Annotated in this window: 21 protein-coding genes and 1 pseudogene; 13 read left to right on the plus strand and 9 right to left on the minus strand. The window is 62.5% G+C overall.

Going from position 1 to position 21,447, the window contains the following annotated elements; all coding sequences use genetic code 11:
* Positions 1 to 111: 111 nt before the first annotated feature.
* Positions 112 to 759, plus strand: coding sequence for a TetR/AcrR family transcriptional regulator (locus ACHMXK_RS00295; protein ID WP_397436635.1), 648 nt, complete (start codon positions 112 to 114; stop codon positions 757 to 759).
* Between the two features lie 68 nt (positions 760 to 827).
* Here the strand turns inward: ACHMXK_RS00295 and ACHMXK_RS00300 are convergent, their stop codons facing one another.
* The gene (locus ACHMXK_RS00300; protein WP_397436637.1) at positions 828 to 1,718 is read right to left on the minus strand and encodes a LysR substrate-binding domain-containing protein; all 891 of its coding nucleotides are present in this window, start codon (positions 1,716 to 1,718) and stop codon (positions 828 to 830) included.
* A gap of 73 nt (positions 1,719 to 1,791) precedes the next feature.
* Here ACHMXK_RS00300 and phnA point away from each other — a divergent pair, with 73 nt between their 5' ends.
* From phnA to ACHMXK_RS00315, 3 genes are read left to right on the plus strand one after another with little or no spacing between them, the layout of a single operon-like run.
* Complete coding sequence (gene phnA, locus ACHMXK_RS00305; RefSeq protein WP_397436639.1) at positions 1,792 to 3,021, plus strand: phosphonoacetate hydrolase; 1,230 nt, start codon at positions 1,792 to 1,794, stop codon at positions 3,019 to 3,021.
* 35 nt (positions 3,022 to 3,056) lie between these two features.
* The gene (locus ACHMXK_RS00310; protein WP_397436641.1) at positions 3,057 to 4,031 is read left to right on the plus strand and encodes a Bug family tripartite tricarboxylate transporter substrate binding protein; all 975 of its coding nucleotides are present in this window, start codon (positions 3,057 to 3,059) and stop codon (positions 4,029 to 4,031) included.
* A gap of 24 nt (positions 4,032 to 4,055) precedes the next feature.
* On the plus strand, positions 4,056 to 5,756 hold the full coding sequence (locus tag ACHMXK_RS00315; protein WP_397436643.1) for a Na/Pi cotransporter family protein: 1,701 nt from the start codon (positions 4,056 to 4,058) through the stop codon (positions 5,754 to 5,756).
* Positions 5,757 to 5,863: 107 nt separating this feature from the next.
* Here the strand turns inward: ACHMXK_RS00315 and ACHMXK_RS00320 are convergent, their stop codons facing one another.
* Both ACHMXK_RS00320 and ACHMXK_RS00325 read right to left on the minus strand, forming a co-directional pair.
* Entirely contained in the window at positions 5,864 to 6,769 is a 906-nt protein-coding gene (locus ACHMXK_RS00320; RefSeq protein WP_397436645.1) for a DMT family transporter, read from the minus strand.
* Between the two features lie 150 nt (positions 6,770 to 6,919).
* Entirely contained in the window at positions 6,920 to 7,801 is an 882-nt protein-coding gene (locus ACHMXK_RS00325; RefSeq protein ID WP_397436647.1) for a pirin family protein, read from the minus strand.
* Positions 7,802 to 7,923: 122 nt separating this feature from the next.
* Here ACHMXK_RS00325 and ACHMXK_RS00330 point away from each other — a divergent pair.
* Positions 7,924 to 8,823 (plus strand): annotated as a pseudogene (locus tag ACHMXK_RS00330) (LysR family transcriptional regulator); the annotation flags it as partial.
* Positions 8,824 to 8,962: 139 nt separating this feature from the next.
* Here the strand turns inward: ACHMXK_RS00330 and ACHMXK_RS00335 are convergent.
* Positions 8,963 to 10,102 carry a flavin-containing monooxygenase gene (locus tag ACHMXK_RS00335; RefSeq protein ID WP_397436649.1) on the minus strand — a complete coding sequence of 380 codons (1,140 nt, stop codon included), beginning with the start codon at positions 10,100 to 10,102 and terminating at the stop codon, positions 8,963 to 8,965.
* A gap of 449 nt (positions 10,103 to 10,551) precedes the next feature.
* Here ACHMXK_RS00335 and ACHMXK_RS00340 point away from each other — a divergent pair, with 449 nt between their 5' ends.
* A complete protein-coding gene (locus tag ACHMXK_RS00340) occupies positions 10,552 to 11,193 on the plus strand; it encodes a class I SAM-dependent methyltransferase (RefSeq protein WP_397436650.1) in 642 nt (213 codons plus the stop codon).
* A gap of 168 nt (positions 11,194 to 11,361) precedes the next feature.
* On the opposite strand, the gene ACHMXK_RS00345 is transcribed toward ACHMXK_RS00340, so the two are convergent.
* Positions 11,362 to 12,054 carry a Crp/Fnr family transcriptional regulator gene (locus tag ACHMXK_RS00345; protein ID WP_397436652.1) on the minus strand — a complete coding sequence of 231 codons (693 nt, stop codon included), beginning with the start codon at positions 12,052 to 12,054 and terminating at the stop codon, positions 11,362 to 11,364.
* A 166-nt stretch (positions 12,055 to 12,220) separates the two neighbouring features.
* Between ACHMXK_RS00345 and ACHMXK_RS00350 the strand changes: the two genes are divergently transcribed.
* The 5 genes from ACHMXK_RS00350 to ACHMXK_RS00370 all read left to right on the plus strand — a co-directional run bounded on the left by ACHMXK_RS00350 (position 12,221) and on the right by ACHMXK_RS00370 (position 16,043).
* Positions 12,221 to 13,114 (plus strand): M24 family metallopeptidase, encoded by an 894-nt coding sequence (locus ACHMXK_RS00350; RefSeq protein WP_397436654.1) that lies wholly within the window; start codon positions 12,221 to 12,223, stop codon positions 13,112 to 13,114.
* Between the two features lie 26 nt (positions 13,115 to 13,140).
* Positions 13,141 to 14,400: a hypothetical protein gene (locus tag ACHMXK_RS00355; protein WP_397436656.1), complete on the plus strand. Its 1,260-nt coding sequence runs from the start codon at positions 13,141 to 13,143 to the stop codon at positions 14,398 to 14,400.
* Between the two features lie 60 nt (positions 14,401 to 14,460).
* A complete protein-coding gene (locus ACHMXK_RS00360; RefSeq protein WP_397436658.1) occupies positions 14,461 to 15,195 on the plus strand; it encodes an aspartate/glutamate racemase family protein in 735 nt (244 codons plus the stop codon).
* A gap of 27 nt (positions 15,196 to 15,222) precedes the next feature.
* The gene (locus ACHMXK_RS00365) at positions 15,223 to 15,498 is read left to right on the plus strand and encodes a hypothetical protein (RefSeq protein ID WP_397436660.1); all 276 of its coding nucleotides are present in this window, start codon (positions 15,223 to 15,225) and stop codon (positions 15,496 to 15,498) included.
* A gap of 89 nt (positions 15,499 to 15,587) precedes the next feature.
* Entirely contained in the window at positions 15,588 to 16,043 is a 456-nt protein-coding gene (locus tag ACHMXK_RS00370) for a GNAT family N-acetyltransferase (protein WP_397436662.1), read from the plus strand.
* A 335-nt stretch (positions 16,044 to 16,378) separates the two neighbouring features.
* On the opposite strand, the gene ACHMXK_RS00375 is transcribed toward ACHMXK_RS00370, so the two are convergent.
* The 3 genes from ACHMXK_RS00375 to ACHMXK_RS00385 all read right to left on the minus strand — a co-directional run bounded on the left by ACHMXK_RS00375 (position 16,379) and on the right by ACHMXK_RS00385 (position 18,948).
* The gene (locus tag ACHMXK_RS00375; RefSeq protein ID WP_397436664.1) at positions 16,379 to 17,386 is read right to left on the minus strand and encodes a S1C family serine protease; all 1,008 of its coding nucleotides are present in this window, start codon (positions 17,384 to 17,386) and stop codon (positions 16,379 to 16,381) included.
* 248 nt (positions 17,387 to 17,634) lie between these two features.
* Positions 17,635 to 18,288 (minus strand): FMN-binding negative transcriptional regulator, encoded by a 654-nt coding sequence (locus ACHMXK_RS00380; protein WP_397436666.1) that lies wholly within the window; start codon positions 18,286 to 18,288, stop codon positions 17,635 to 17,637.
* Between the two features lie 9 nt (positions 18,289 to 18,297).
* The gene (locus ACHMXK_RS00385) at positions 18,298 to 18,948 is read right to left on the minus strand and encodes a LysE/ArgO family amino acid transporter (RefSeq protein WP_397436668.1); all 651 of its coding nucleotides are present in this window, start codon (positions 18,946 to 18,948) and stop codon (positions 18,298 to 18,300) included.
* 73 nt (positions 18,949 to 19,021) lie between these two features.
* Here ACHMXK_RS00385 and ACHMXK_RS00390 point away from each other — a divergent pair, with 73 nt between their 5' ends.
* Both ACHMXK_RS00390 and ACHMXK_RS00395 read left to right on the plus strand, forming a co-directional pair.
* Complete coding sequence (locus tag ACHMXK_RS00390; RefSeq protein WP_397442406.1) at positions 19,022 to 19,918, plus strand: LysR family transcriptional regulator ArgP; 897 nt, start codon at positions 19,022 to 19,024, stop codon at positions 19,916 to 19,918.
* A gap of 310 nt (positions 19,919 to 20,228) precedes the next feature.
* Positions 20,229 to 20,486: an SWIB/MDM2 domain-containing protein gene (locus ACHMXK_RS00395; protein WP_397436670.1), complete on the plus strand. Its 258-nt coding sequence runs from the start codon at positions 20,229 to 20,231 to the stop codon at positions 20,484 to 20,486.
* Between the two features lie 381 nt (positions 20,487 to 20,867).
* On the opposite strand, the gene ACHMXK_RS00400 is transcribed toward ACHMXK_RS00395, so the two are convergent.
* Positions 20,868 to 21,335, minus strand: a complete 468-nt coding sequence (locus tag ACHMXK_RS00400; protein WP_397442407.1) for a ribonuclease HI family protein — start codon at positions 21,333 to 21,335, stop codon at positions 20,868 to 20,870.
* Positions 21,336 to 21,447: the final 112 nt, after the last annotated feature.

The following is a 21,447-nucleotide window of genomic DNA, read 5'->3' on the forward strand; positions in this document are numbered from 1 at the left end:
GGTGCTCCTTGTTGGCGCTGGCAAGATCGGGGAAACAAAGGTATTGTGGACACCGTACACAATAGAATAACAAAGATAATGGACAGTGTCCACATTAAAAAGTAAGCAGTCATGACAAATGCATCCCGGCCACCCGTCGCCCGTAGCACCTACCGCCACGGCGACCTGCGGCGTGTGTTGCTGGAGGCCGGCATCGCGCTGGCGCGCAGCGGTGGGCCCGATGCCGTGGTGCTGCGCGAGGCCACACGTCGCGCCGGTGTGGCGCCCAACGCCGCTTATCGCCACTTCGCCAGCCGCCAGGCCTTGTTGCAGGCGGTGCGCGCTGCCGCCCTGTCGGCCGTGGCCGGGGCGATGGAAGCCGAGCTGGCGGCCCTGCCTGGCGGCCTGCCACCCGCCGACCTGGCCCGTGCCAGTGTGCGTGCGGTGGGCACCGGCTACCTGCGTTTTGCCCAGGCCGAGACGGGTTTGTTTCGCACCGCCTTTGGCCCGTCGGACGATTTGACAGAGGCCACGCCTGACCCGGCCCGGGCCGGTCACAGCGGCCTCAACCCCTTCCAATTGCTGGGCGCCGCGCTCGATCAGATGGTCGAAGCCGGCGTGATGCCGCCCGAGCGCCGCCCTGGCGCGGAGTTCATCGCCTGGTCGGCGGTGCACGGCCTGGCCATACTGGTGGTGGACGGCCCGCTGGGCCCGGTCATCGGGCCGCAGATGCAGCAAGTCGGCCAGCGCCTGCTGGATATGGTTGAAAAAGGGCTGTAGCCACCGTCCATATTGCGCAGTTAGCTATTCTTTTGGGAGCGACTGGCGTTTGCCTGACACCGGCGGGCTCAAACCTCCTGCGCACCCACCAGCCACTCGTGAAACGACCGCAGGTGTTTGGGTTTGTCGACGTCGCGCGGCAGCAGCGCGTAATAACTGTTGCCGGGTACGCGGATGTCATCAAACGGCGCCACCAGCCGGCCCAGGTCCAGGTCGCTTTGCAGCGTGGGCACCGGGCCTATGCCTAGGCCCATGCCATCAACCACCGCCTGCAAGGTGACAAAAAAGTGGTCAAACCGCAGGTGCTGCGCCGGCTGCAGGTCCAGGATGCCGGCGGCGGTCAGCCAGGCTTCCCAATCGCCCGGCCGGGTCTCCGTGCTCAGGTGTGACGATGCGGACAAGAAGCGGCGCAGATCGCGCCTGGCCATTTTTTTCTTCACCAGGGCCGGGCTGACGATCACCGTGTTGAACTCCTGGAACAGCGGAACAACCTCGTACTGGCTGGCGTCCCCCGGTGCCCGGCGAATGATCAGGTCGAAACTGCCCTTGAGCGCCGGCTCGTTGCTGAAGGCCGTGGAGACACGCACGTCCACACCCGGAAAGGCGGTGCGAAAACTGTCCAGACGCGGAATCAGCCAACGCATCGCAAAGGTGGCCGGCGCATTCACCCGCACCACTTTTTGCGAGGCCAGCTTGCCGTAACGGCGCGACGCGTCGCTGATGTGGTCAAAGGCAGCACTGACCTCGCGCGCAAAGGCCTTGGCATGGGCAGTGGCCACCATGCGTTGGCCGTCGCGGCGAAACAGCGGTTGCCCCAGCGCTTCTTCCAGCAGCCGAATCTGCCGGCTGATGGCGCCATGGGTCAGGTGAAGCTCCTGGGCGGCCTCGGTGAAGCTGGCCGCACGGGCCGCCACTTCGAAAATCTTCAAGGCGTTCAGCGGGGGTAAATGATGGGGCATATGTGATTATTAGTCACAGATGCCCGAGTTTTTGTCGATAGACCTCACGCAATCTCTGAAATACGCTGCGGGCATGACTCAAACATCCAACCAATTCACCGTCAACACCCGTTCTTACCGGCTGCCCAGCCGGCCCGTCGTGATTGTCTGCATCGACGGCTGTGAACAGGAATACATCAACCAGGCGGTGCAGGCCGGCGTCGCGCCCTTTTTCGCCAGCCTCCGGGACAAAGGCACGGTGCTGACGGGCGACTGTGTGATGCCCTCCTTCACCAACCCGAACAACCTGTCCATCGTGACCGGCGCGCCGCCCAGCGTGCACGGCATCTGCGGCAATTTTTTCTTCGACCCCGAGCAGCAGGCTGAGGTCTTGATGAACGACGCACGTTACCTGCGTGCCCCCAGTGTGCTGGCGGCCCTGGCCGACCTCGGGAAAAAAGTCGCGGTGGTCACGGCCAAGGACAAGTTGCGCAGCCTGCTGGGCCACGGTTTGCGCGGCATTTGTTTCTCGGCGGAAAAGGCGGCGGACACCACGCTGGCCGACAACGGCATCGAAGACGTTCTGCAAAAGGTTGGCCTGCCTGTGCCCTCCGTCTACAGCGCCGACTTGTCGGAATTTGTTTTCGCCGCCGGCGTCACGCTTATGAAGTCGGAGCGGCCGGACCTGATGTACCTCTCGACCACCGATTACATCCAGCACAAATTTGCACCGGGCACCGATGGCGCGAATGATTTTTACGCCATGATGGACCGCTACCTGGTGCAACTGGATGCCATGGGTGCACTCATCGGCCTGACCGCCGACCACGGCATGAATGCGAAGACCGACGCGCTGGGCCGGCCCAACATCGTGTTTCTGCAGGACGTCCTGGACAAGGACCTGGGCGACGGCACAGCACGGGTGTTGCTGCCCATCACCGACCCTTATGTGGTGCACCACGGCGCACTCGGCTCCTATGCCACGGTCTATGTCAAGCACGCCGCGGACACCGCCCGTGTGGCCGCGCTGATCGCCGCCCTCCCCGGTATAGAACGCGTGCTCGGCCGCTCCGAGGCGGCAGCAAGCTTTGAGCTGCCGCCCGACCGCATCGGCGACCTGGTGGTGTTGAGCGAACGCCTGACCGTCATCGGCACCTCAGCCAGCCAGCACGACTTGTCAGGCCTGACGGTTCCGCTGCGTTCGCACGGCGGCATGTCGGAACAACGTGTGCCGCTGTTGTTCAACTGCGTCCTGAGCGACGTGCCCGCGACGCGTCTGCGCAACTTCGACATTCTTTCCCTCGCCCTCAATCACGCCGCCTAGAGCGTGACGTCCTACACCCACCGCCAGGAGACAACATGACCCAGCCACTATTGAAAATTCTTGCCATGACGGCGCTGCTTTTGACGAGCAGCGTCCAGGTCCACGCCCAGGCCTTCCCGGCCAAACCGGTGCGTATTGTGGTGGGTTTCGCCGCCGGCGGCTCCACCGACAAGCTGGCGCGCGTGCTGGCCCTGCGCATGGGGGAGTTGCTGGGTCAACCGGTGCTGGTGGACAACCGGCCTGGCGCGGCGGGCAATATCGCGGCCGAAGGTGTGGCCGCCGCGGCGCCCGACGGCTACACGGTGTTCATGGCCACCTTGAGCAGCCAGGCGATCAACCCTCATCTTTACGCCAAGCTCAAGTTTGATCCGATCAAAAGTTTCGAGCCCATCGGCCTGGTGGCCAAATACCCGCTGCTGCTGGTGGTGCCACCGCAACTGAAGCTGAACTCGGTGCAGGACCTGATCAGCTACGCCAGGGCCAATCCGGGTCAGACTTTTTTTGCCTCGTCCGGCAATGGTTCACCCGCCCACCTGGCCGGTGAAATTTTCAAGACCGCCACCGGGACCGATGTGCGCCACGTGCCTTACCGCGGCGGTGGCCCGGCCATGCTGGCCTTGATGTCCAACGAGGCGCAATTCGGTTTCGAGACCATCCCCAGCGCCATCGGCCACACCCGCGGCGGCAAACTCAACGGCCTGGCCGTCACGTCCGACCAGCGCTCCGCCGCAGCGCCGAATCTGCCCACCATGCAGGAGGCGGGCTTGAAAGGGTTTTCCGTCACCTCCTGGGCCGGTCTGCTGGTGCCCGCGGGCACGCCCAGGGACGTGGTGACCAAGCTGGCCGAAACCACACGGGCCGCGATTGCCAGTCCCGGTGTGAAGGCGGCGCTGGCCAACGACGGTGCCGAACCCGGCGGCGGCAGCCCGGCGGACTTCGCCAGCTTCATGAACGAAGAACTCAAGACCTGGGGCGCCGTGGTGCGCGCAGCGGGCGCCAAGGTTGATTAAGCCCCGGGCAGGCGGAAGGTTCTGATGCGTGTACTTCTGAATCTTCTGGCGGCGATTGCACTTCTGGTCTGGGGCACCCAGCTGGTGCGCACAGGCATCCTGCGGGTGTTTGGTGCCAACCTGCGCCAGGTGCTGGCACGCAGCATCAACAACCGCTACAGCGCCGCCTTGGCTGGCCTGGGCGTCACCGCCCTGGTGCAGTCCAGCACGGCCACGGCGCTGATTGTGTCGGCCTTTGTCGGGCAGGGCCTGATCGCCCTGCCGCTGGCCCTGGCCGTCATGCTGGGGGCCGACATCGGCACCAGCCTGATGGTGGTGGTGCTGTCCTTTGACTTGTCCTGGCTCTCGCCGCTGTTCATCCTCGCCGGGGTGGTGCTGTACATCTCGCGCCAGGCCAGTCCCAGCGGGCGTGTCGGCCGCATCCTGATCGGCCTGGGCCTGATGCTGCTGGCCCTGCGCATGGTCAGCGACAGCACGGCGGTGTTGACCCAGGCGCCGGCCGTCAAGTTGCTGCTGACCTCCCTGTCCAGCGACCTGTTGCTGGAGATCACCGTGGGCGCGCTGCTGGCCGTGGCGGCTTATTCCAGCCTGGCGATTGTGTTGCTCACCGCCACGCTGGCCTCGGCCGGGGTGATCCCGTTGGAGGTGGCGCTGGGCCTGGTGCTGGGCGCCAACCTGGGCAGCGGCCTGCTGGCCGTGCTGACGACGGCGCGCGCCAGCGTGGAGACGCGCCAGGTGCCGCTGGGCAACCTGATGTTCAAGACCGGTGGGGTGGTCCTGCTGGCGCCGTGGGTGGGCCTGTGGCTGCAACATGTGCGGCCCTTGCTGGGCGAGCCGGCGACGGCGGTGGTGTTGTTTCACCTGGGTTTCAACAGCGTGGTGGCCTTGCTGTTTATCGGCCTGACCGCGCCTGTGGCCCGACTTGTCACACGCTGCTTGCCCCAACCCGGCACCAGCCTGCGCGCCGGCCGGCCGCACCACCTGGACCCCTCGGCGCTGGCCACACCGTCGCTGGCGATTTCGTGTGCCGCGCGTGAGGCGCTGCACCAGGCCGATATTGTCGAGACCATGATGATGGGCATGTTGAGCGTGATCAAACACAACGACTTGCGCCTGGCCGAAGAGCTGCGCCAACTTGACGACACCGTGGACGAGCTGTATTCAGCCATCAAGTATTACCTGACCAAAATATCGCGTGACGAGCTGGCCGAGGAAGAAAGCCGGCGCTGGACCGACATCATCAGTTTCAGCATCAACCTGGAGCAGGTGGGCGACCTCATCGAACGCGTGTTGCTGGACATCGAGGAGAAAAAAATCAGAAAGGGGCGCAGCTTTTCGGATGCGGGCATGGCCGAAATTTGCGAGTTACATGCGCGGCTGACCGACAACCTGCGTCTGGGCATGAGTGTGTTTCTCAACGGCAAGCTGCGCGACGCGCACAAACTGCTGGAAGAAAAAGCGCGTTTTCGCGACCTGGAGCATGCCTATGCCGCCGCCCACCTCACACGCCTGACGGACAACACGTCGCGCAGCGTGGAGACCAGCGCGCTGCACCTGGATCTGATCAGCGACCTGAAACGTATCAACTCGCACCTCTGCTCGGTGGCCTACCCCATCCTGGAGGCCGCCGGCGCCCTCGCGCCCAGCCGTTTGACACTTTCGGGCACAGCGGTTCGGGCAAAAAATACGGACAACAAGGCGGGTGTGTTCCAGACGGCTGCGTGAGGACGCTCTTTTAAAACAGGCGGGGCCTGGCGCCAAGCGGGCTTGACGTCGCCATCATCGATAAAAAGGGCAGCCCGCAGGCTGCTCTTTTTGCTGATGCGCATTAATTATGGTTTCGGGAAAGTCTCTCGGGAAGGTTTGACGCGATGTATTGGCCGCGTCTTGTGTTGACGCGGCGCTTTGGGTACCCACTGGCTCAACAGCAGACCGGCCACGACGATGACGGCGCCCACGATCTGCAAACCGGTCGGCACAAAGCCCTTGATCAGCGCGTCCAGCACAAAGGCGGTGATGGGCACCAGCAGGAAGAAAGGCGCGACGACGACCACGCCGACCTTGGCGATGGCGCCGAACCACAGCACAAAAGGCACGGCCGTCAGCACCACCGCCAGAACCACAAAACCCGCGATGTGGGTGGCCGTGAGGGTGCTGGGCAGGTCACCGGCCAGCAAGGCCATCAGCAAAAGTTCTATGCCCGCCACCAGCAACTGCCAGCCGGTGAAGGCGATCATCGAGATGGGCGGCTTGCCCCATTTGTTCATCAACACACCACCCAGCGCCAGCGACAGGGTTCCGCCCAGCGCGGCAGCCACACCGATGGCGTCCAGGCCGGCATCACCCTTGAGCACCACCAGCGCCACGCCGGCCACACCTATCAACACGCTGGCAATTTTCAGCAGGCTGGGTTTCATTTTCAGGATCGCCCAGCCCAGCAGGATCGCAAACAGCGGCCCCAGCGCCTGGAAGATGGCGGCCACGCCGCCGGGCAGGCGCATGGCCGAGATAAACAGCAGCGCAAAAAACAGGCCGGCGTTTAAGGTGCCCAACACGATGAGTTTGTTCCACCAACCCGGCGGCGGCAGATGGCGCGCCAACAGCAGCAGCGCAAAGGCGCCGCCCAGGGCACGCACGGCGGCGACCAGCAAGGGGTTGTGCGGCAGCAGGGTCGTCGAAACGACATAGGTGAAGCCCCAGAGAACGGTGGCGACGGCGGCGGCAGTTTTCGGACCCATGAGAGGCTCCTGAGTGAGGACGGACAGAAACAAGGCTGGTCTGCGGCGCGCCCAGGCGCGTCACGGCCGGCCCGGGTTGGGCTTGGGTCAAGAAGGGGTTGGCGCCCCGACCCGACCCCTGGCGGGGCCGGATCAGGATGCCACTTCAACTCAGCGTGTGGCCTGGCTGATCCGGCCAAAACGGCCGGCATTGAAGTCGCTGATCGCCGTGGCGATTTCGGCCTGGGTGTTCATCACAAACGGGCCGTGACCGACAATCGGCTCGTCGATGGGCTCGCCCGTCAGCAACAAAATCGTCGCATCGCTGTTGGCCTCCAGGCGCAGGCCGTCGCCGTCGCGCTCCAGCAGCGCCATCTGCGCTTCACGCACGACTTCGCCGTTGACCAGCACCGCGCCATGCAAGACCACCACGGCGGCGGTGTGGCCCTCGGGCAAGCTCAAGGCCGCTTCCTTGCCCTGGCCCAGGCGCACATCCCAGACATTGATGGGTGTGAAGGTTTGCGCTGGTCCTTTGTGGCCGTCGTACTCCCCGGCAATCACACGCACGCTGCCGGCGCCGTCAGGCAGCGCCACAGACGGAATCTGCTGGTCGACGATGCCCTGGTAATGCGGCGCGCTCATCTTGTCCTTGGCCGGCAGATTCACCCACAGCTGCACCATCTCGAACGGCCCACCCGATTGCGTGAAGGCCGGTGAGTGAAACTCCTCGTGCAGAATGCCCGAGGCCGCCGTCATCCACTGCACATCGCCGGGGCCAATCGTGCCGCCGCTGCCGGTCGAGTCCTGGTGTGACACCTCGCCCTTGTAGACGATGGTCACGGTTTCAAAACCGCGGTGCGGATGGGTGCCCACACCGCGTTTTTCACCGGGCGTGCTGGCGGGTTTGAACTCCGCCGGGCCGGCGTAGTCCAGCAGCAAAAACGGGCTCACGTGTTGGCCCAACGTGTCGTACGTGAATAAGGAACGCACCGGAAAACCATTGCCCACCCAATGCTGGCGCGGGTTGCTGTAAATGCCAAGAACCTTCTTCATGAGCTGCTCCTTAAAAAGTGGCAGAAGATAGAACTGCCATGTACCGAAGATAAGGCTGGAACGATGAAGCCGGTAGTGGGCAGTATTTGCCATCAGCGTTCTATTTAAGGAACAATGAGTTCATGCAAGACCTCAACGACCTTTATTACTTTGTGCAGGTGGTGGAGCACCAGGGCTTTGCACCCGCCGGCCGCGCGCTCAGCATTCCCAAGTCCAAACTGAGCCGGCGCATCGCCTTGCTGGAAGAGCGCCTGGGGGTGCGCCTGATCCAGCGCTCGACCCGGCGTTTTGCCGTGACCGAGATCGGCCAGGCTTATTACCAGCATTGCCTGGCCATGCTGGTCGAGGCCAATGCCGCGCAGGAGGTGATTGACCGCGTCAGCGCCCAGCCGCAGGGCACGGTGCGCATCAGCTGCCCCACCGCCCTGCTGGACTATCAGATCGGCGACATCCTCGCGCGTTTCCTGGCCACCTGCCCGCGTGTGCAGATGCAACTGGAAAGCACCAATCGGCGTGTTGATGTGATCGGCGAGGGTTTTGACATTGCCATCCGTGTGCGTTTCCCGCCGCTGGAAGACAGCGGCCTGGTGATGCGGGTGCTGGGGGAAAGCACGCAGCGCCTGGTGGCCAGCCCGGCGCTGCTGAAGGCCCATGGCCTCGTTGCGCCGCTGTTGCCGGCCGACCTCTCCAGCCTGCCCAGCCTGGACGAAGGCCCGCCGCACCGCGAGCATGTGTGGCACCTGCTGGGCCCGGACGGCGCCACCGCCACCCTGCACCACCAGCCGCGCCTGATCAGCGACGACAGGCTGGCCTTGCGCCTGGCCGCGCTGCAGGGGGTAGGTGTGTTGCAACTGCCAACCATGATGGTGCAACACGATTTGCAGCAGGGCCGGCTGGTGGATGTGTTGCCTGACTGGCGGCCACGCGCCGGCATTGTGCACGCGGTATTTCCCTCGCGCCGCGGCCTGTTACCGGCGGTGCGTGAGCTGATCGACTTTCTGGCGACTGAATTCGCCCAACTCACGCTGCTCGAGCCGGGCCGCGCGCTGGCGCCGGAACAGGCCGCGCCGGCTGTTTCAGCTAAATTTTCAAGAAAAAAAGGCCTGTCGCCCAGGAAGGACGGGCGAAAACAGCTATCAAAAAAGTAGCGAAAGCGCGACCCTAGCCTGGCGCGAGCGCAACAGGCTGATGATTTTGGTGCTGCTGGATGTGGTCGGCAATCCGCTGCGCCTCCAGGCCAATTTCACGCAACATCCCCGTTGGCGATACATAAAAACCGCTGAAATAAAGCCCCGTTTCACCGGGGGCCGGTGTGGGCCCCGCGTTGGGGGCAGCGTCCGGCGGCGTGAGGAAACGGTCGACCTGCGGCTTGAAACCCGTGGCCGCGATGACAGTATCAAAACGTTGCCAGCGCCCATCGTCAAAACGCACGCAGCCCACGCCCATTTCGCTGATACCGCTGCGCACCGCAATCTGACCGTCGCGCACCAGTTGCAGGATGCCGATGTCGATCAGCGGAACCCTGGCCTTGGTCTTGATCTGCGTGATCGGGCCCATGGGCAGTTTGCGAAAACCCAGCTGGGTGATGTCGCCCACACTGAGTCGCACCAGCGGCGCCGCCAGCGCATCGGCGACACGCGCCGGAAAGCGGCTCAGCGCAATACCGATGGCCAGCACGGGCAGGCCCAGGATCTCGCGCGGGATGATGTTCACCGGGCCGCGCACCGCCAAGGCCACATGCGCGCCGCAGTTGTGGAGATCCATCGCGATCTCGCCGCCGCTGTTGCCAAAACCGACCACCAGGACGTTCTGGCCGCGAAAGGCCTCGCCGTTGCGGTAGGTACTGCTGTGCAGAATGGGGCCGCCAAAACGTTCCTGCCCCCGCCAGTGCGGCAACTGGGGCACGGCGTTGTAGCCGGTGGCCACCACCACGCGCCGCGAGTGGTAGAGGCCGGCCGTGGTGGCCGTGCTCCATCCGCCGTTACCCGGACGCACCGCCTGCACCTCCTGGCCGAAGTGCGGCGCCAGCGCGAAGTGCTGCGCATAGTGCTCCAGGTAATCAATCACCTGCTGGCGCGACGGGTAACGCGGCGTGCCCGCGGGAAAAGGCAGGTAAGGCAGGGCGGAGTGTGCACGGTCGGTGTGTAAATGCAGCCGCTCGTAGTGGCGCCGCCAGCTGGCGCCGACCTCGGCCGAGCGCTCCACCATCAGAAAAGGCAGGCCGCGTCGCTTCAGGCAGGCCCCCACCGCAAGGCCGGCCGGCCCAGCGCCTATCACAAGTGTGTCAACCTGGTGTTCCATGGATGCGACTCCCATCCGAAGATTTGCCAATTTTCCGCCCTGCAGGACCGGCTGTCCAGAAGGCCCTGCCTTATGTGTCAGATTGGCCTATAGCCCTCCATGGGTGGGCGTAAAAAGCTATAAAAATAATAGCGACGCTGAATGGCCTACATGGATCCCGGATCGATTCCGGGATGACAGCCCTTCCTCGAATCGCGTGTTTCCCCGCGTTGTCATTGCGGGCTGGCCCCGCCATCCATGAACCCGGTCTCAAGCACCGTGACCCGGATCAAGCCCGGGATCACAGCGGCACTCCGCGCAAGCCGGCGCCAGAATCAGTTGACCTTGCAGCCGCCCTTGCCGCATGATCCTTGGCAGGGTCGCTTTGAAACCACGCCGTTTGCGGCGTCGGCGGCTTCCAGGGCGTTGACTTCTGAAGAAAAACCACAACCCATCACGCAAGCACCACCATGCTGAACGAACCCAGAGCCGTGCGGCCGACCGGCCGAGCCACGCCGCTTGCCCGCCCGCGCCACAGCGGCCAGCTGCGCGACGGCCTGGAGTTTCTACGCGGCTTTCTGCGCCACCCGGCCCGGGTGGGCTCCGTCGTGCCGAGTTCGCGCTGGCTGGAGCAGCGGCTGGTGCGCGAGGCCCGGGTGGCCGAAGCGCACACCGTGGTTGAACTCGGGCCGGGCACCGGCGGCACGACCGCCGCCTTCCTGCGCGCCATGCCGCCCGCAGCCCAGCTGCTGGCGATAGAGCTTGACGCCCACTTTTACCAGCACCTGCGCATCACGCTGCAAGACCCGCGTTTCACGCTGGAGTTGGGCAGCGCCGAGCAGCTGGAAGACTTGTTGGCCGCTAGCGGCGTACCGATGCCGGATGCCATCGTCTCCGGCATTCCGTTTTCAACCATGGCGCCCGAAGCCGCGGACCGCACCGCCGCGGTCATCGCCGAAGTGCTGCGCCCCGGCGGCCGCTTTGTTGCCTACCAGGTGCGTGCGCATGTCGCCGGTTTTGTGTCGCCCCATTTGGGCCAGCCGCAGAAGCGCTGGGAAGTGGTGAATATGCCGCCGGTGCGCGTGTTTACCTGGGTCAAGCCCGGGCAGTGACACACGCGCAGACCCGGAAATTTGTCCTCCCGGGCTTGATCCGGGCGCCATGCCGCCCGCCACGGCGGGCCGCGGTGGGTAGCGCATGTTCTTAAGGAAAAAAAGGCCTGTAGCCCAGGCGGAACGGTCGCAAGCAGCTATTGAATCAGGAGCGTTTGGTGCCCACCGTCAACCGTGGGTCAGCCGCTCCAGCGCCGCGCGATCAAACACCGCGATACGCCCATAGGCGATACGCAGCAAGCCCTGTTTTTCCCAGAGTTTGAGCTGGCGGTTGATGCTTTGGCGTGACACGCCCAGTTGCGCCGCCAGGTCTTCCTGCGACAGCGACACCACGTCTTGTTCGCCCGAAGTGCCACCGCCTTGCAGCAGCGCCGTGATACGCCTGGCCAGGCGGGCCGGCAGCGGCATCAGGACCGTGTCGTCAATCCAGGCCAGCGCCAGGCGCAGCCGGTGGCAGACCAGTCGCGTCAGCGCCAGATGAACCTCGGGGTGTTTCTCGGCCAGCGGCCAGAAGCTCGCGGCGGGCAACACGGCGACCTCGCAATCACCCACGGCGTGGGCCGCATACACACGCGGCAAGCCGTCGAGCAAGGAGACCTCGCCAAACCAGTGGCCGGCTTGCAGCAGGCCCAACACAAACTCTCGGCCCGAGGCGCTGGTGATGCTGGTGCGCACCGCGCCCGTCACCATGCCAAACATCGCATCCGGCGCCGAGCCATAAGCAAACAAAGGCTCGCCACGCGAGAGTTTGCGGCGCTGCGAAGCCTGCAACAGCAAGTCGGCCACGGGCTCGGGCAGGTTTAAAAGACCGGGAATGGCCGCGCCGGCGGCGACGAGTTGGGGCTGGTGTTGAATTGCCAAGATGGGACAGTGTTGGTGATGCGTCCAAACCATACTAGCAGCAGCCTGCCTGTATCAAGGCCGGTAATAACGAGGAGACAGACATGAGCCCCCACGTTCACATACGTTCACTGCCCCCCGAGGGGGCGCATGCCTCCTTTGGGGCGGCCCGGCAGGAGGCATCCCCATGCCCATAGGCTACGACCCCGCACAACGCGGACCCATCACCCGCGCTTACCGCGCCCTGTCCGGCTGGCTCTCGCAGCGGCCCTCCAGCGCCGACCAGCTCGCCGACGACCAAGCCCGCGCCGGCTTTCAGCGTGCGCAGCGCCTGGCCTACGACTGCGTGACACAAGTAGCCACGCAGTTGCGTGTCGGCATGAGCGAGATCGAGGCCGCCGAGTTGCTCGACAAATACCTGATCGCACATGGCGCACAGCGTTACCTGCACCGGCCTTTTGCCTGGTTTGGTGAACACGCACGTTTTGACGGTTACAGCGGCTATGGTGACTACCACCCGAGCGGGCGCCAGCTGGCCGAAGGCGACACCGCCATCCTCGATGTCTCGCCCATGCTGGACGGCTACATCGGCGACGTGGGTTATGCCTGCGCCTTGGGTGACAACCCCGAACTGAGCCGCGCCATGAGTTTCATGCGTGAGTTGCGTGCGCAAATTCCGCCCATGTTCACCAGCGCCATGACACCCAAGGCCATCTGGGCCGAGGTCGACCGCCTGATCCAGGAAGCCGGTTACGACAACGTACATGCCAAGTACCCGTTTTGTGTGCTGGGCCACCGCGTGTACCGCGTCAAGGTCAAGCCCGGGCGCGGCCTGCGACTTCCCGGCGGCCACATGGGCTGGTTCAGTGTGCAGGCCAACATGGCATTTCTGAACCATGGCGTGTTTAGCCAGCTGCTGACACCCGAACACACCGGCACCAAGCTCGGCCTGTGGGCGATAGAGCCGCACATAGGCTGGGCCGGCAACGGCGCCAAGTTCGAGGAAATCCTGGTGGTTGAACCCGGCCGCGCCTACTGGCTCAGCGACGACGTGCCGCATGTGGCGCCAGCGACGTGGTGAATCAAAAAAATATAAAGGAGCGCCCCATGCGTATCAAGAAAATTCTTCTCTCCGTGCTGGCCCTGCTGGTGTTGGCTTTTGGGGCCTGGTGGGTGCGCGCCGCACCAAGCATTCCCGTGCAGGTGGCGGGGGACCAGTATCCGCTGACCCCGCCTTCGGCCGCCGTGCAGAAAGTGCGTAGCACCCAGGACGATGTGGCCTTGACTACCAAAACCACGCCCGGCGAACTGCCAGGTTACGACGACGTGGTGTTGCAGGAGCCCCAAGGCCGCGCCTGGGTCACGGCCATGGACGGTTATCTCTGGCGGGTGGACCTGGCCAGCGGCCAGCAGGAGCGCTGGGTCAAGACCCCGCTGATTCCGTCGGGCGCACGCGCCGACCCGAGCAACCCAGACGTGTTGTACTTCTGCGCCTCGCGCCTGTATGGCGTGGTGCATCCGGCCGGCGAGCAGCCCGGCATTTACAAGCTGCATATGCCGAGCCGCAAGATAGATCCCGTGGCCTTGCAGGTGCCAGCCACCACCGAACCACCCGCGCACGAACGTGTGGCGGCAGAGCAAGGCGCGGCCTACCTGACACCCGCCGCCATGACCGCCGCCAACAGCCGCCCCATCGCGTTTTGCAACGACCTCGACATCAGTGCCGACGGCAGGCGTATTTATTTCTCCGAGCCTTATGCCTCGGCCGATGCCTCCATGGGTGGCGGCGCCTTCAACGAAGCGATTGCCCGCTCGCGCAACAGCCGCTTGTGGCTGATCGATCTGGACCGCGGCGCGCGCCTAGTGGCGCAAGGGTTTGCGTTTATGGACGGCGTACTGATCGAGCCCGGCCAAAATGGTGCGAAGGAAGGCACGCTGCTAGTCACGGAAACCACCAACTTCCGTCTGCTGCGTTTGCACCTGGCCGGCGCCCAAGCCGGCAGCCACGAGGTGTTGCAGGATTCGCTGCCCGGCCTGCCCGATGGCCTGGACCGCGACCCGCAGGGCCGGCTCTGGATAGGCTTGATCAAGGAGCGCAGCGCCGTCAGCACCTGGGTGCACAACAACAACTGGATCAAACCGTTGCTGGTGCGCCTGCCGCATGCCATGTTGCCCGTGCCCACTCGCACCGGCCTCATGGCCCTGAGTCCCGACGGCCGCACGCCGCTGTTCCTGAGCATGCATGATGGCCACACCGTGCCCGACATCTCTGTCGTCAGCGCAGGTAGCAAGGCCTTGTACCCGGCGCGTTTCAAGGTCGACAGCCGTGGTTTTGTCACCATGCCTTATCCGGAGGCCATGCGTTAAGAAACGGTGGCAAGGGGCTGGCGCGGCAATAATCCAGAAGACACATCCTGGAACCCCGCCATGCCCCAGCACATCGGTATTGTTGGCTGCTCCGCCGAAGGCGCAGCACTTTGTTATCGCACCATCTGCGCCGAAGGCACGCAGCTGTTCGGCCCGCATGCGCACCCCGAGGTCTCGCTGCACACGCCTTCGCTGGCCTTGTATGTGGACTGCCTGAACCGCGGCGACCTGCAGGGTGTGGCCGCGCTGATGCTGGCGTCTGCCCACAAGCTCGCGGCCATGGGCGCCGACTTTCTGATCTGCCCCGACAACACCATCCACCAGGCCTTTGCCCTCGTTGCACCGCACGCCCCGCTGCCCTGGCTGCACATCGCCGAGGTGGTGGCCGCAGAAGCCGCAAGTCGCGGCTTCAAACGCATAGGCATCACCGGCACACGCTGGCTGGTGGACAGCGAGGTCTACCCGGAAAAGTTCAGCGCGTGCGGGCTGGACTACCTGCGGCCCAACAAGGCAGAACGCGACGAGACGAGTCGCATCATCATGGACGAGTTGGTGGCCGGTGTATTCAAACCCGAATCCGTCGCATATTTCCAGCAGGTGATGGCGCGTATGAAAATCGCGGGCTGCGACGCCGTAGTCCTCGGCTGCACCGAAATTCCGCTGATCATGAACGACGCGAATTCGCCGCTGCCAACGCTGGACTCCACACGCCTGCTAGCGAGAGCGGCTTTGCGGCGCTGTCTAAGCCCTGACCTGCTTGTGCCTTCCAATCAAACATCTCCGGGGTCAGTTTGAGAGCTACCCTCCAACACGGAGAGCGTCATGTTTGAATTAGCTCTGAACGACTATGCCTCTCTGATTCCTTTATTCAGGCTGCCGCACAACGGCGCAGAGGTTGCGGGCGCCGTTCTCTCTGGCCACACACAGGGTAAGGTGTTCGTCAGTGCCCGCACAGACCCCCGATCCGCTTTTGTCTACGACAACGGGTTTTGCGTGTTAGCGGGCCCCGTTGTGAATCCGGATTTCGCAAAGGCCTGCTTGCAATGGCTCTACAACCATCTGCATCAGGACTTTTTTTATCCTCTACCCGAGTCATGAGGGATGGATGTCCGCGCTGAACGCGGCCATTGCCCCTTCAACGAAACGGGTTCAGCGCGTCGCCTTTGGATTCGACAAAGACAGCTTCTATGCGCGGCGCTCAGAACCGGCTCTCCCGCCACGTCCTCATGGCCCCCATGGATGCGGCCTTGATGCGAAATGTGGAGGCGACCGTGTACCCATGGATAGGTGGGACGTGGAAATCCGCAATCGACTTCGAGGGGGGTAGTGTTGGATTTTTCGTGTTGATTGACGAGCGCGTCGTGAGTCTTTGTTTTTCGGTTTTTGTGTCCGACGGTTGCCACGCGATTGACATGCTGACGATTGAGAAATTCAGGGGCTTGGGGTTGGCGAAGGCCGTCGCGTCCGCCTTTATGGACGAATGCGTTCACCGATGCCTGAAGCCGACATGGGATTGTTATGAACACAATCTACCGTCGCGCGGCCTCGCTCAAGTGCTGGGTTTCAGGCCAAAAAATGAGTTCCCTGTGTATTCATGCCAACGAACAATTTGGCGATTTTCTTGCGACTTTCCCAGCAGGTGAACGCCCGCTTTCCGGCCGGTGGAATGTCGGCTTCGGGTTCGTTGCTGCCGATCACCGGTGTCGGCTTACCGGCAACCCAATTGATTTCCAGTCAACGGTCGTTCATGACCGGCTCTTGACGCTGCATGGCAGGCGCTCAAGCGGGATCCGTTGACCGGTTGAATCCGCCTCTCAAAGGGGAAGTTCGTCTTTCGTCAAAGCCGACATTCGGTGGTCATCACCAGCATCACTTGTCAGTGACAGCCGCAATGATGGGCAGCGATTTCCAGTGCCCGCAGGTGCTTCAAGAAAGATTGCTGGAGGGCTGAGAGCCTCGTACCAGCTGCGCGGGCCTGCTAGGCCTGAGGGAAGGACTCGATGGGCGTCAGGGGCAGGAAAATGGCCCGGGTATCGCGAAGCACGCGAAATACACAGACCGTCCCAATTCTTGATTCGTCCAGCAGGCGCTGCAAGTCATCGACGTTTGTGACGGGGATGCCGTCAATGCCGACAACGATATCCCCGACTTTCAACCCGCCGTTTGTGGCTGGTGAACCGACTTGGACTTCGGAAACACGAACGGCACTGGCCTGCTCGACCTCGAGAAAGCGGGCAACCCGGCGTGAGAGCGGGATCGTCGAACCTGCCAGTCCAAGACGAGCGCGTCTTACCCGGCCATGCGCGAACAACTGACCAACGACCCATTTGGCCGAATTGATAGCTGTCGCAAAGCAAATAGACTGAGCTCCGAGAATGATGGCTGTATTGACACCAATGACATGGGCGCGCGTATCGAGCAACGGGCCACCGGAGTTACCTGGATTCAAAGCCGCGTCTGTCTGTATGACGTTGTCAATCATCCGGCCTGTGTTCGAGCGCAAAGAGCGCCCGAGTGCGGAAACAACCCCAGCCGTGACTGTGTGCGCAAAGCCCAGCGGGTTGCCGATCGCGATTGCAACCTGGCCGACGCGCAATCGCGACGAATCGCCTAGCTGCGCGTGAGGCAGCGAGCGGCTTGACCAAATGCGCAGCACCGCCAGGTCTGTGTCTGGGTCTTCACCGACAAGTTCAGCGGTGGACTTGACACCGTCGGAGCGGGTCACTTCGAGGGTTGTTGCACCATGCACCACATGGCTGTTGGTGAGCAAGTAGCCATCTGGCGTGAAAAGGAAGCCGGAACCCGAGCCACCCCGAGAGCTTGGGCCGCGCTTTGCTTGTGCGGCGATGAAGACAACTGAGTCCTGCACCCGTTCAACGGTGTCTGCCACGGCCTCGCTGTACGCATCGAGCAGCTCCTCGTCCTGAGCGGGAGCAACAGAGGAGGGATCAGATGAAAGGATTTGACGATCGAGATGAGCGTTCATAGGTATCCTTTGCGGATATTGGCCCTCTCCAGATGGATGCTGGCGCGTGCAATTCAAGGCCCCGTTCCACGCCAGTCTAGCCCTCGTCGTCAGGTTCGGTGCCATAGGCCGAGTGCCACGGTTGTTGCAATAGAGCTCGCCCCGAACGTCCGCCCGGCTGAGCCACCGTTGTCTGCAAAGGCCCCTGCGGTCTTTCAAGTCGTTGCCTCGTAAGGCCGCTTCGCAGCGATTGGCGACGGTCGGGACCGTCAGCTTTGTGGTGCTTCGCTTGTCAACGTGCTCAACACAAGTGCGGCCAGCGCACTGGGCTGCTCACTATGGTTTGACTGCAAGCCCCTTACAGTACCGTGCCGGTCCTGCAAGTCCTCGTCCTGACTTGCCTTGAGCTTGCCTTCTAACCGGTCAATCGAAATTTCGATGCCCACAATGCCACGCATTAATTTTTCAATATAGCCGGAGGGCGCATCTCCCACGCGCCAAGGCATGGCATGTCGTGACTCGTTGGTATCTGTCAGCCGATGGAGCATGTCCAGCATCCAGTCAGGGTCTTCAATTACCCTTGCTGTCCCGTGTGCATGGGCGACAACGTAGTTCCAGGTGGGCACGACCTTTCCATGTTCTGCCTTGCCGGGATACCAACCTGGCGTGATGTACGACTGTGCACCCTGAAACATCACGACGGACGGAGTGTCTGGGAAAAGCTGACGCCAGACACCATTGGCCCGTGCCACGTGGCCCATCAGTGTGCCGTGTTGGCCCCGCGTTCGGTCCAGGAAGAACGGCACATGATTTGCAATCAGTCCATCCCTTGAATGGCAAACCCAAGCTCCCAGGGGGTGGGATTCCATGAGTGACATCACTGCTTCGTAGTCATTGAGTTGGTGATGCTTTGAAATGTACATGCTTATTCCTTATAAACCCGCCAGCGCATGCCTTACCAACAAGAGTGCCAGCGCCCACATGGTCAAGCCAATCAGGCCATCCAGCACTTGCCAGGCCTTGGGTCGGGCAAACCAAGGTGCCAGCCAACGCGCACCAAACCCCAACATGCCAAACCAGAACAGACTGGCAAAGCTCGCGCCCGCTACAAACCAAGGGCGCAATGCAACCGGTTGCTGCGCACCAATGCTTCCGACCAGGAGAACGGTATCCAGGTACACATGCGGATTGAGCAGGGTAAAGGCTGCGGCCTGAGCAATAACACCCGCCAACCGCGAGCTTGCACCTGCTTCTTGCGCACGCAATTGGCTTGATTGCCGGGAACGGCGAAGCGCTTGCCAGCCATAAGTCGCAAAAAACACAGCACCTGCCAATGCAAGCGCGCGTGCAAATCCCTGATGCTCACCCAAGGCCTGTGCCATTCCCAGAACGCCGGCAGCAATCAGCACAGCGTCCGCAAGTGCGCAGAACAGCACCACACTACCTACGTGCTCACGGCGCAAACCCTGTCGCAGCACAAACGCGTTTTGTGCCCCGATGGCCACGATGAGTCCGAAGCTCAGGGCTAGGCCCTGCACAAAGGCCGGCGCGATGATGGAAATGCTTGTTGGCAGGTTGCTCATACCCTGAGATTGCCAGCTTGCGCGGATGAAGACAAACTATCATTCCTTCACCGAATTAAGGAAAACTATCTTCATGCTGGATTACGCATCGCTTTCCGCACTAGCCGCAGTGGTGCGCGAGGGCAGCTTTGAGAGGGCTGCTCGTGCATTGCATGTGACGCCTTCGGCAGTCTCCCAGCGAATTCGCTTGCTGGAAGAGCGCATTGGATGCGCCCTGGTGGTGCGCGGCCAGCCCTGCCATGCCACCGAAACCGGGCGGCGTCTCTGTCAGCATGTGGACCGAGTGCGTCTGCTAGAGCATGAGCTCAACGGCGAAGTACCCGCCTTGGCAACGGACGGAGACACGCGTGTGCCATTGCCCATCGCGGTGAATGCCGACAGCCTGGCCACGTGGTTTGCACCAGCGCTTGCGGCCTTCGCCGCCGATGCTCCGGTTCTGATGGAAGTCTCGGTAGATGACCAGGACTACACATCCGAATGGTTACGCTCCGGCAAGGTACTGGCTGCTGTAACCGGCACTACTCGCACGGCCACAGGGTGCAACAGCCGCCCCTTGGGCGCCATGCGCTATCTGGCTGCTGCCAGCCCTGCATTTGTGGAGCGATTCTTTGCCAAGGGCGTTGGCGCAAGCGGCTTGGCCCGTGCTCCCAGTCTGGTATTCAATACCAAAGACGAACTGCAGTCCCGCTGGGTGCGGCGTCTGTGCCGCCGCCATGTCGAATTGCCACGGCACACATTGCCCTCCCCGCAGGCTTTTGTCGCAGCATCGCTTGCCGGGATGGGGTGGGGTCTGCATCCAGAGTCTTTAATCGGACACCATCTCGAGAGCGGTGCCCTTCAGGAACTGGTACCCAACACACCGCTGGATGTGCCCTTGTATTGGCAACAAGCAAGGGCTGCTTCGTCACTCCTGGATGGACTGACACGGCAAGTACATGCAGCTGCAGGTGCCGCGCTGTTGCGGCGTTAGGCTGGAGCTGAGCCAAAGTGTGGGCTGAATGTCAGGTCACCGGACGCTCTTTTGCAGATTTCTAATTCTGCTTTCAGCCTGAAGCGGTCGAGCAAGGAGACTTGCCGACTGGCTGCTCCTGGCCGATTTGCGTCATGGTAACTCCTTCTGGACTGGGCCCGATACTGTCCTTGGATTCTGCGGAAAGCAGTCATCGAAAACGCTGCCACTCTGGGCAACAAGATTCTTGACCCCGCATTCTCGGTGCCAGGCGGTTACAGAGGGATTGGATGCGCACCCTAGAATGGTGGTTTCAAATGATGAGCCTTAGATGACCACCCCCAAGAAGCCAACCGCATTCAACCGTGCCCTCACTCCCAGCGCCGAGCTGGCCGCTGTGATCGGTGCAACGCCTCAACCCCGCACAGAAGTGGTGAAGCTCATGTGGGAGTACATCAAGGCCAATAACCTGCAAAATCCGAAGAACAAGCGAAACATCTTGGCGGATGCCAAGCTCAAGGCCGTCTTCGGAAAGGATGAAGTCACCATGTTCGAGATGACCGGGCTGGTGGGCAAGCACCTGAGCTAACCGGACACCACGGGGCCCTCGGCAAACATCGATACCAGGAGCGCTTCGAGCGTGAGGGCAGCTCGCACTTCCATCGCCAGGGTCAGGCTCGAATTCCAAACGGGCATCTACCGCCTCCCGGCGAGTGTCACATCTTCAGGCAACGTCTGCTAGTGGCCGGTTACTGTATTCACCGCCGGTCAATTGCATCACCGATCTGTTGGCGTAATAACTTGGCCTCATCAAGCGTCGCGCCAAGACGGACCCCAAAATCCGAAATTTGAATCCCGTTGCAAACCTCGTTCGCGCTAACGAAATATGTGCCGTCTGCTGCTGTGGTGATTTTTATGATGAATGCGTGACGTCTGATTCAGGCTGGAAGTAGCCGCCGCTGGCCTGGAACTAACGCCGCTTCTTGGCTATTTTGACAACGCGCTTTTCTGCAATGCCCAATGCGGCACGCGCGAGTGCATCCGCTTCGCTGTTGCGATGGCGCGGTATCCACACCAGGCTTGCCTGGTCGAACGAATTGAGCAGCGCTCGCGCTTCATCAAACAAGGAAGCCAGCCGGGCAATCGGCTTTGCGGTGTCGCTGCCGACCTGTTCGACAACGACACTGTTGTCGCAGTGTATGAGCAGCCTGCCCGCCCCCCGTAATTTCAGTTCCTGAAGCGTCGCCAGCAGAGCTCTTAGCTCCGCCTCATTGTTGCAGCCGTTCTCACGTGCCGCTTGCGAAAGCGTGTGGCGCGTTCCATCCGGTTCGGTAAAAACCGCGCCAAGGCCGATACGACCGGGGTTCGGAACGGCGCTGCCGTCACAGAAAACAAACCAGGGGTTCATGTGCAATGTCCGCTGTTGACCGATGGTCATCATCTTAGCGATGGTCGCAATGAGCCCAAAGCCGATCTTGAATTTTCTCCGCAGAGGACCTTCCGGCTCCGCCAAAAAAATCATCTGACTTGACGCGTGTCAGCGAAGCGCG

The sequence above is a fragment of the Polaromonas sp. UC242_47 genome (assembly GCF_044452385.1).
Classification (GTDB): domain Bacteria; phylum Pseudomonadota; class Gammaproteobacteria; order Burkholderiales; family Burkholderiaceae_C; genus Polaromonas.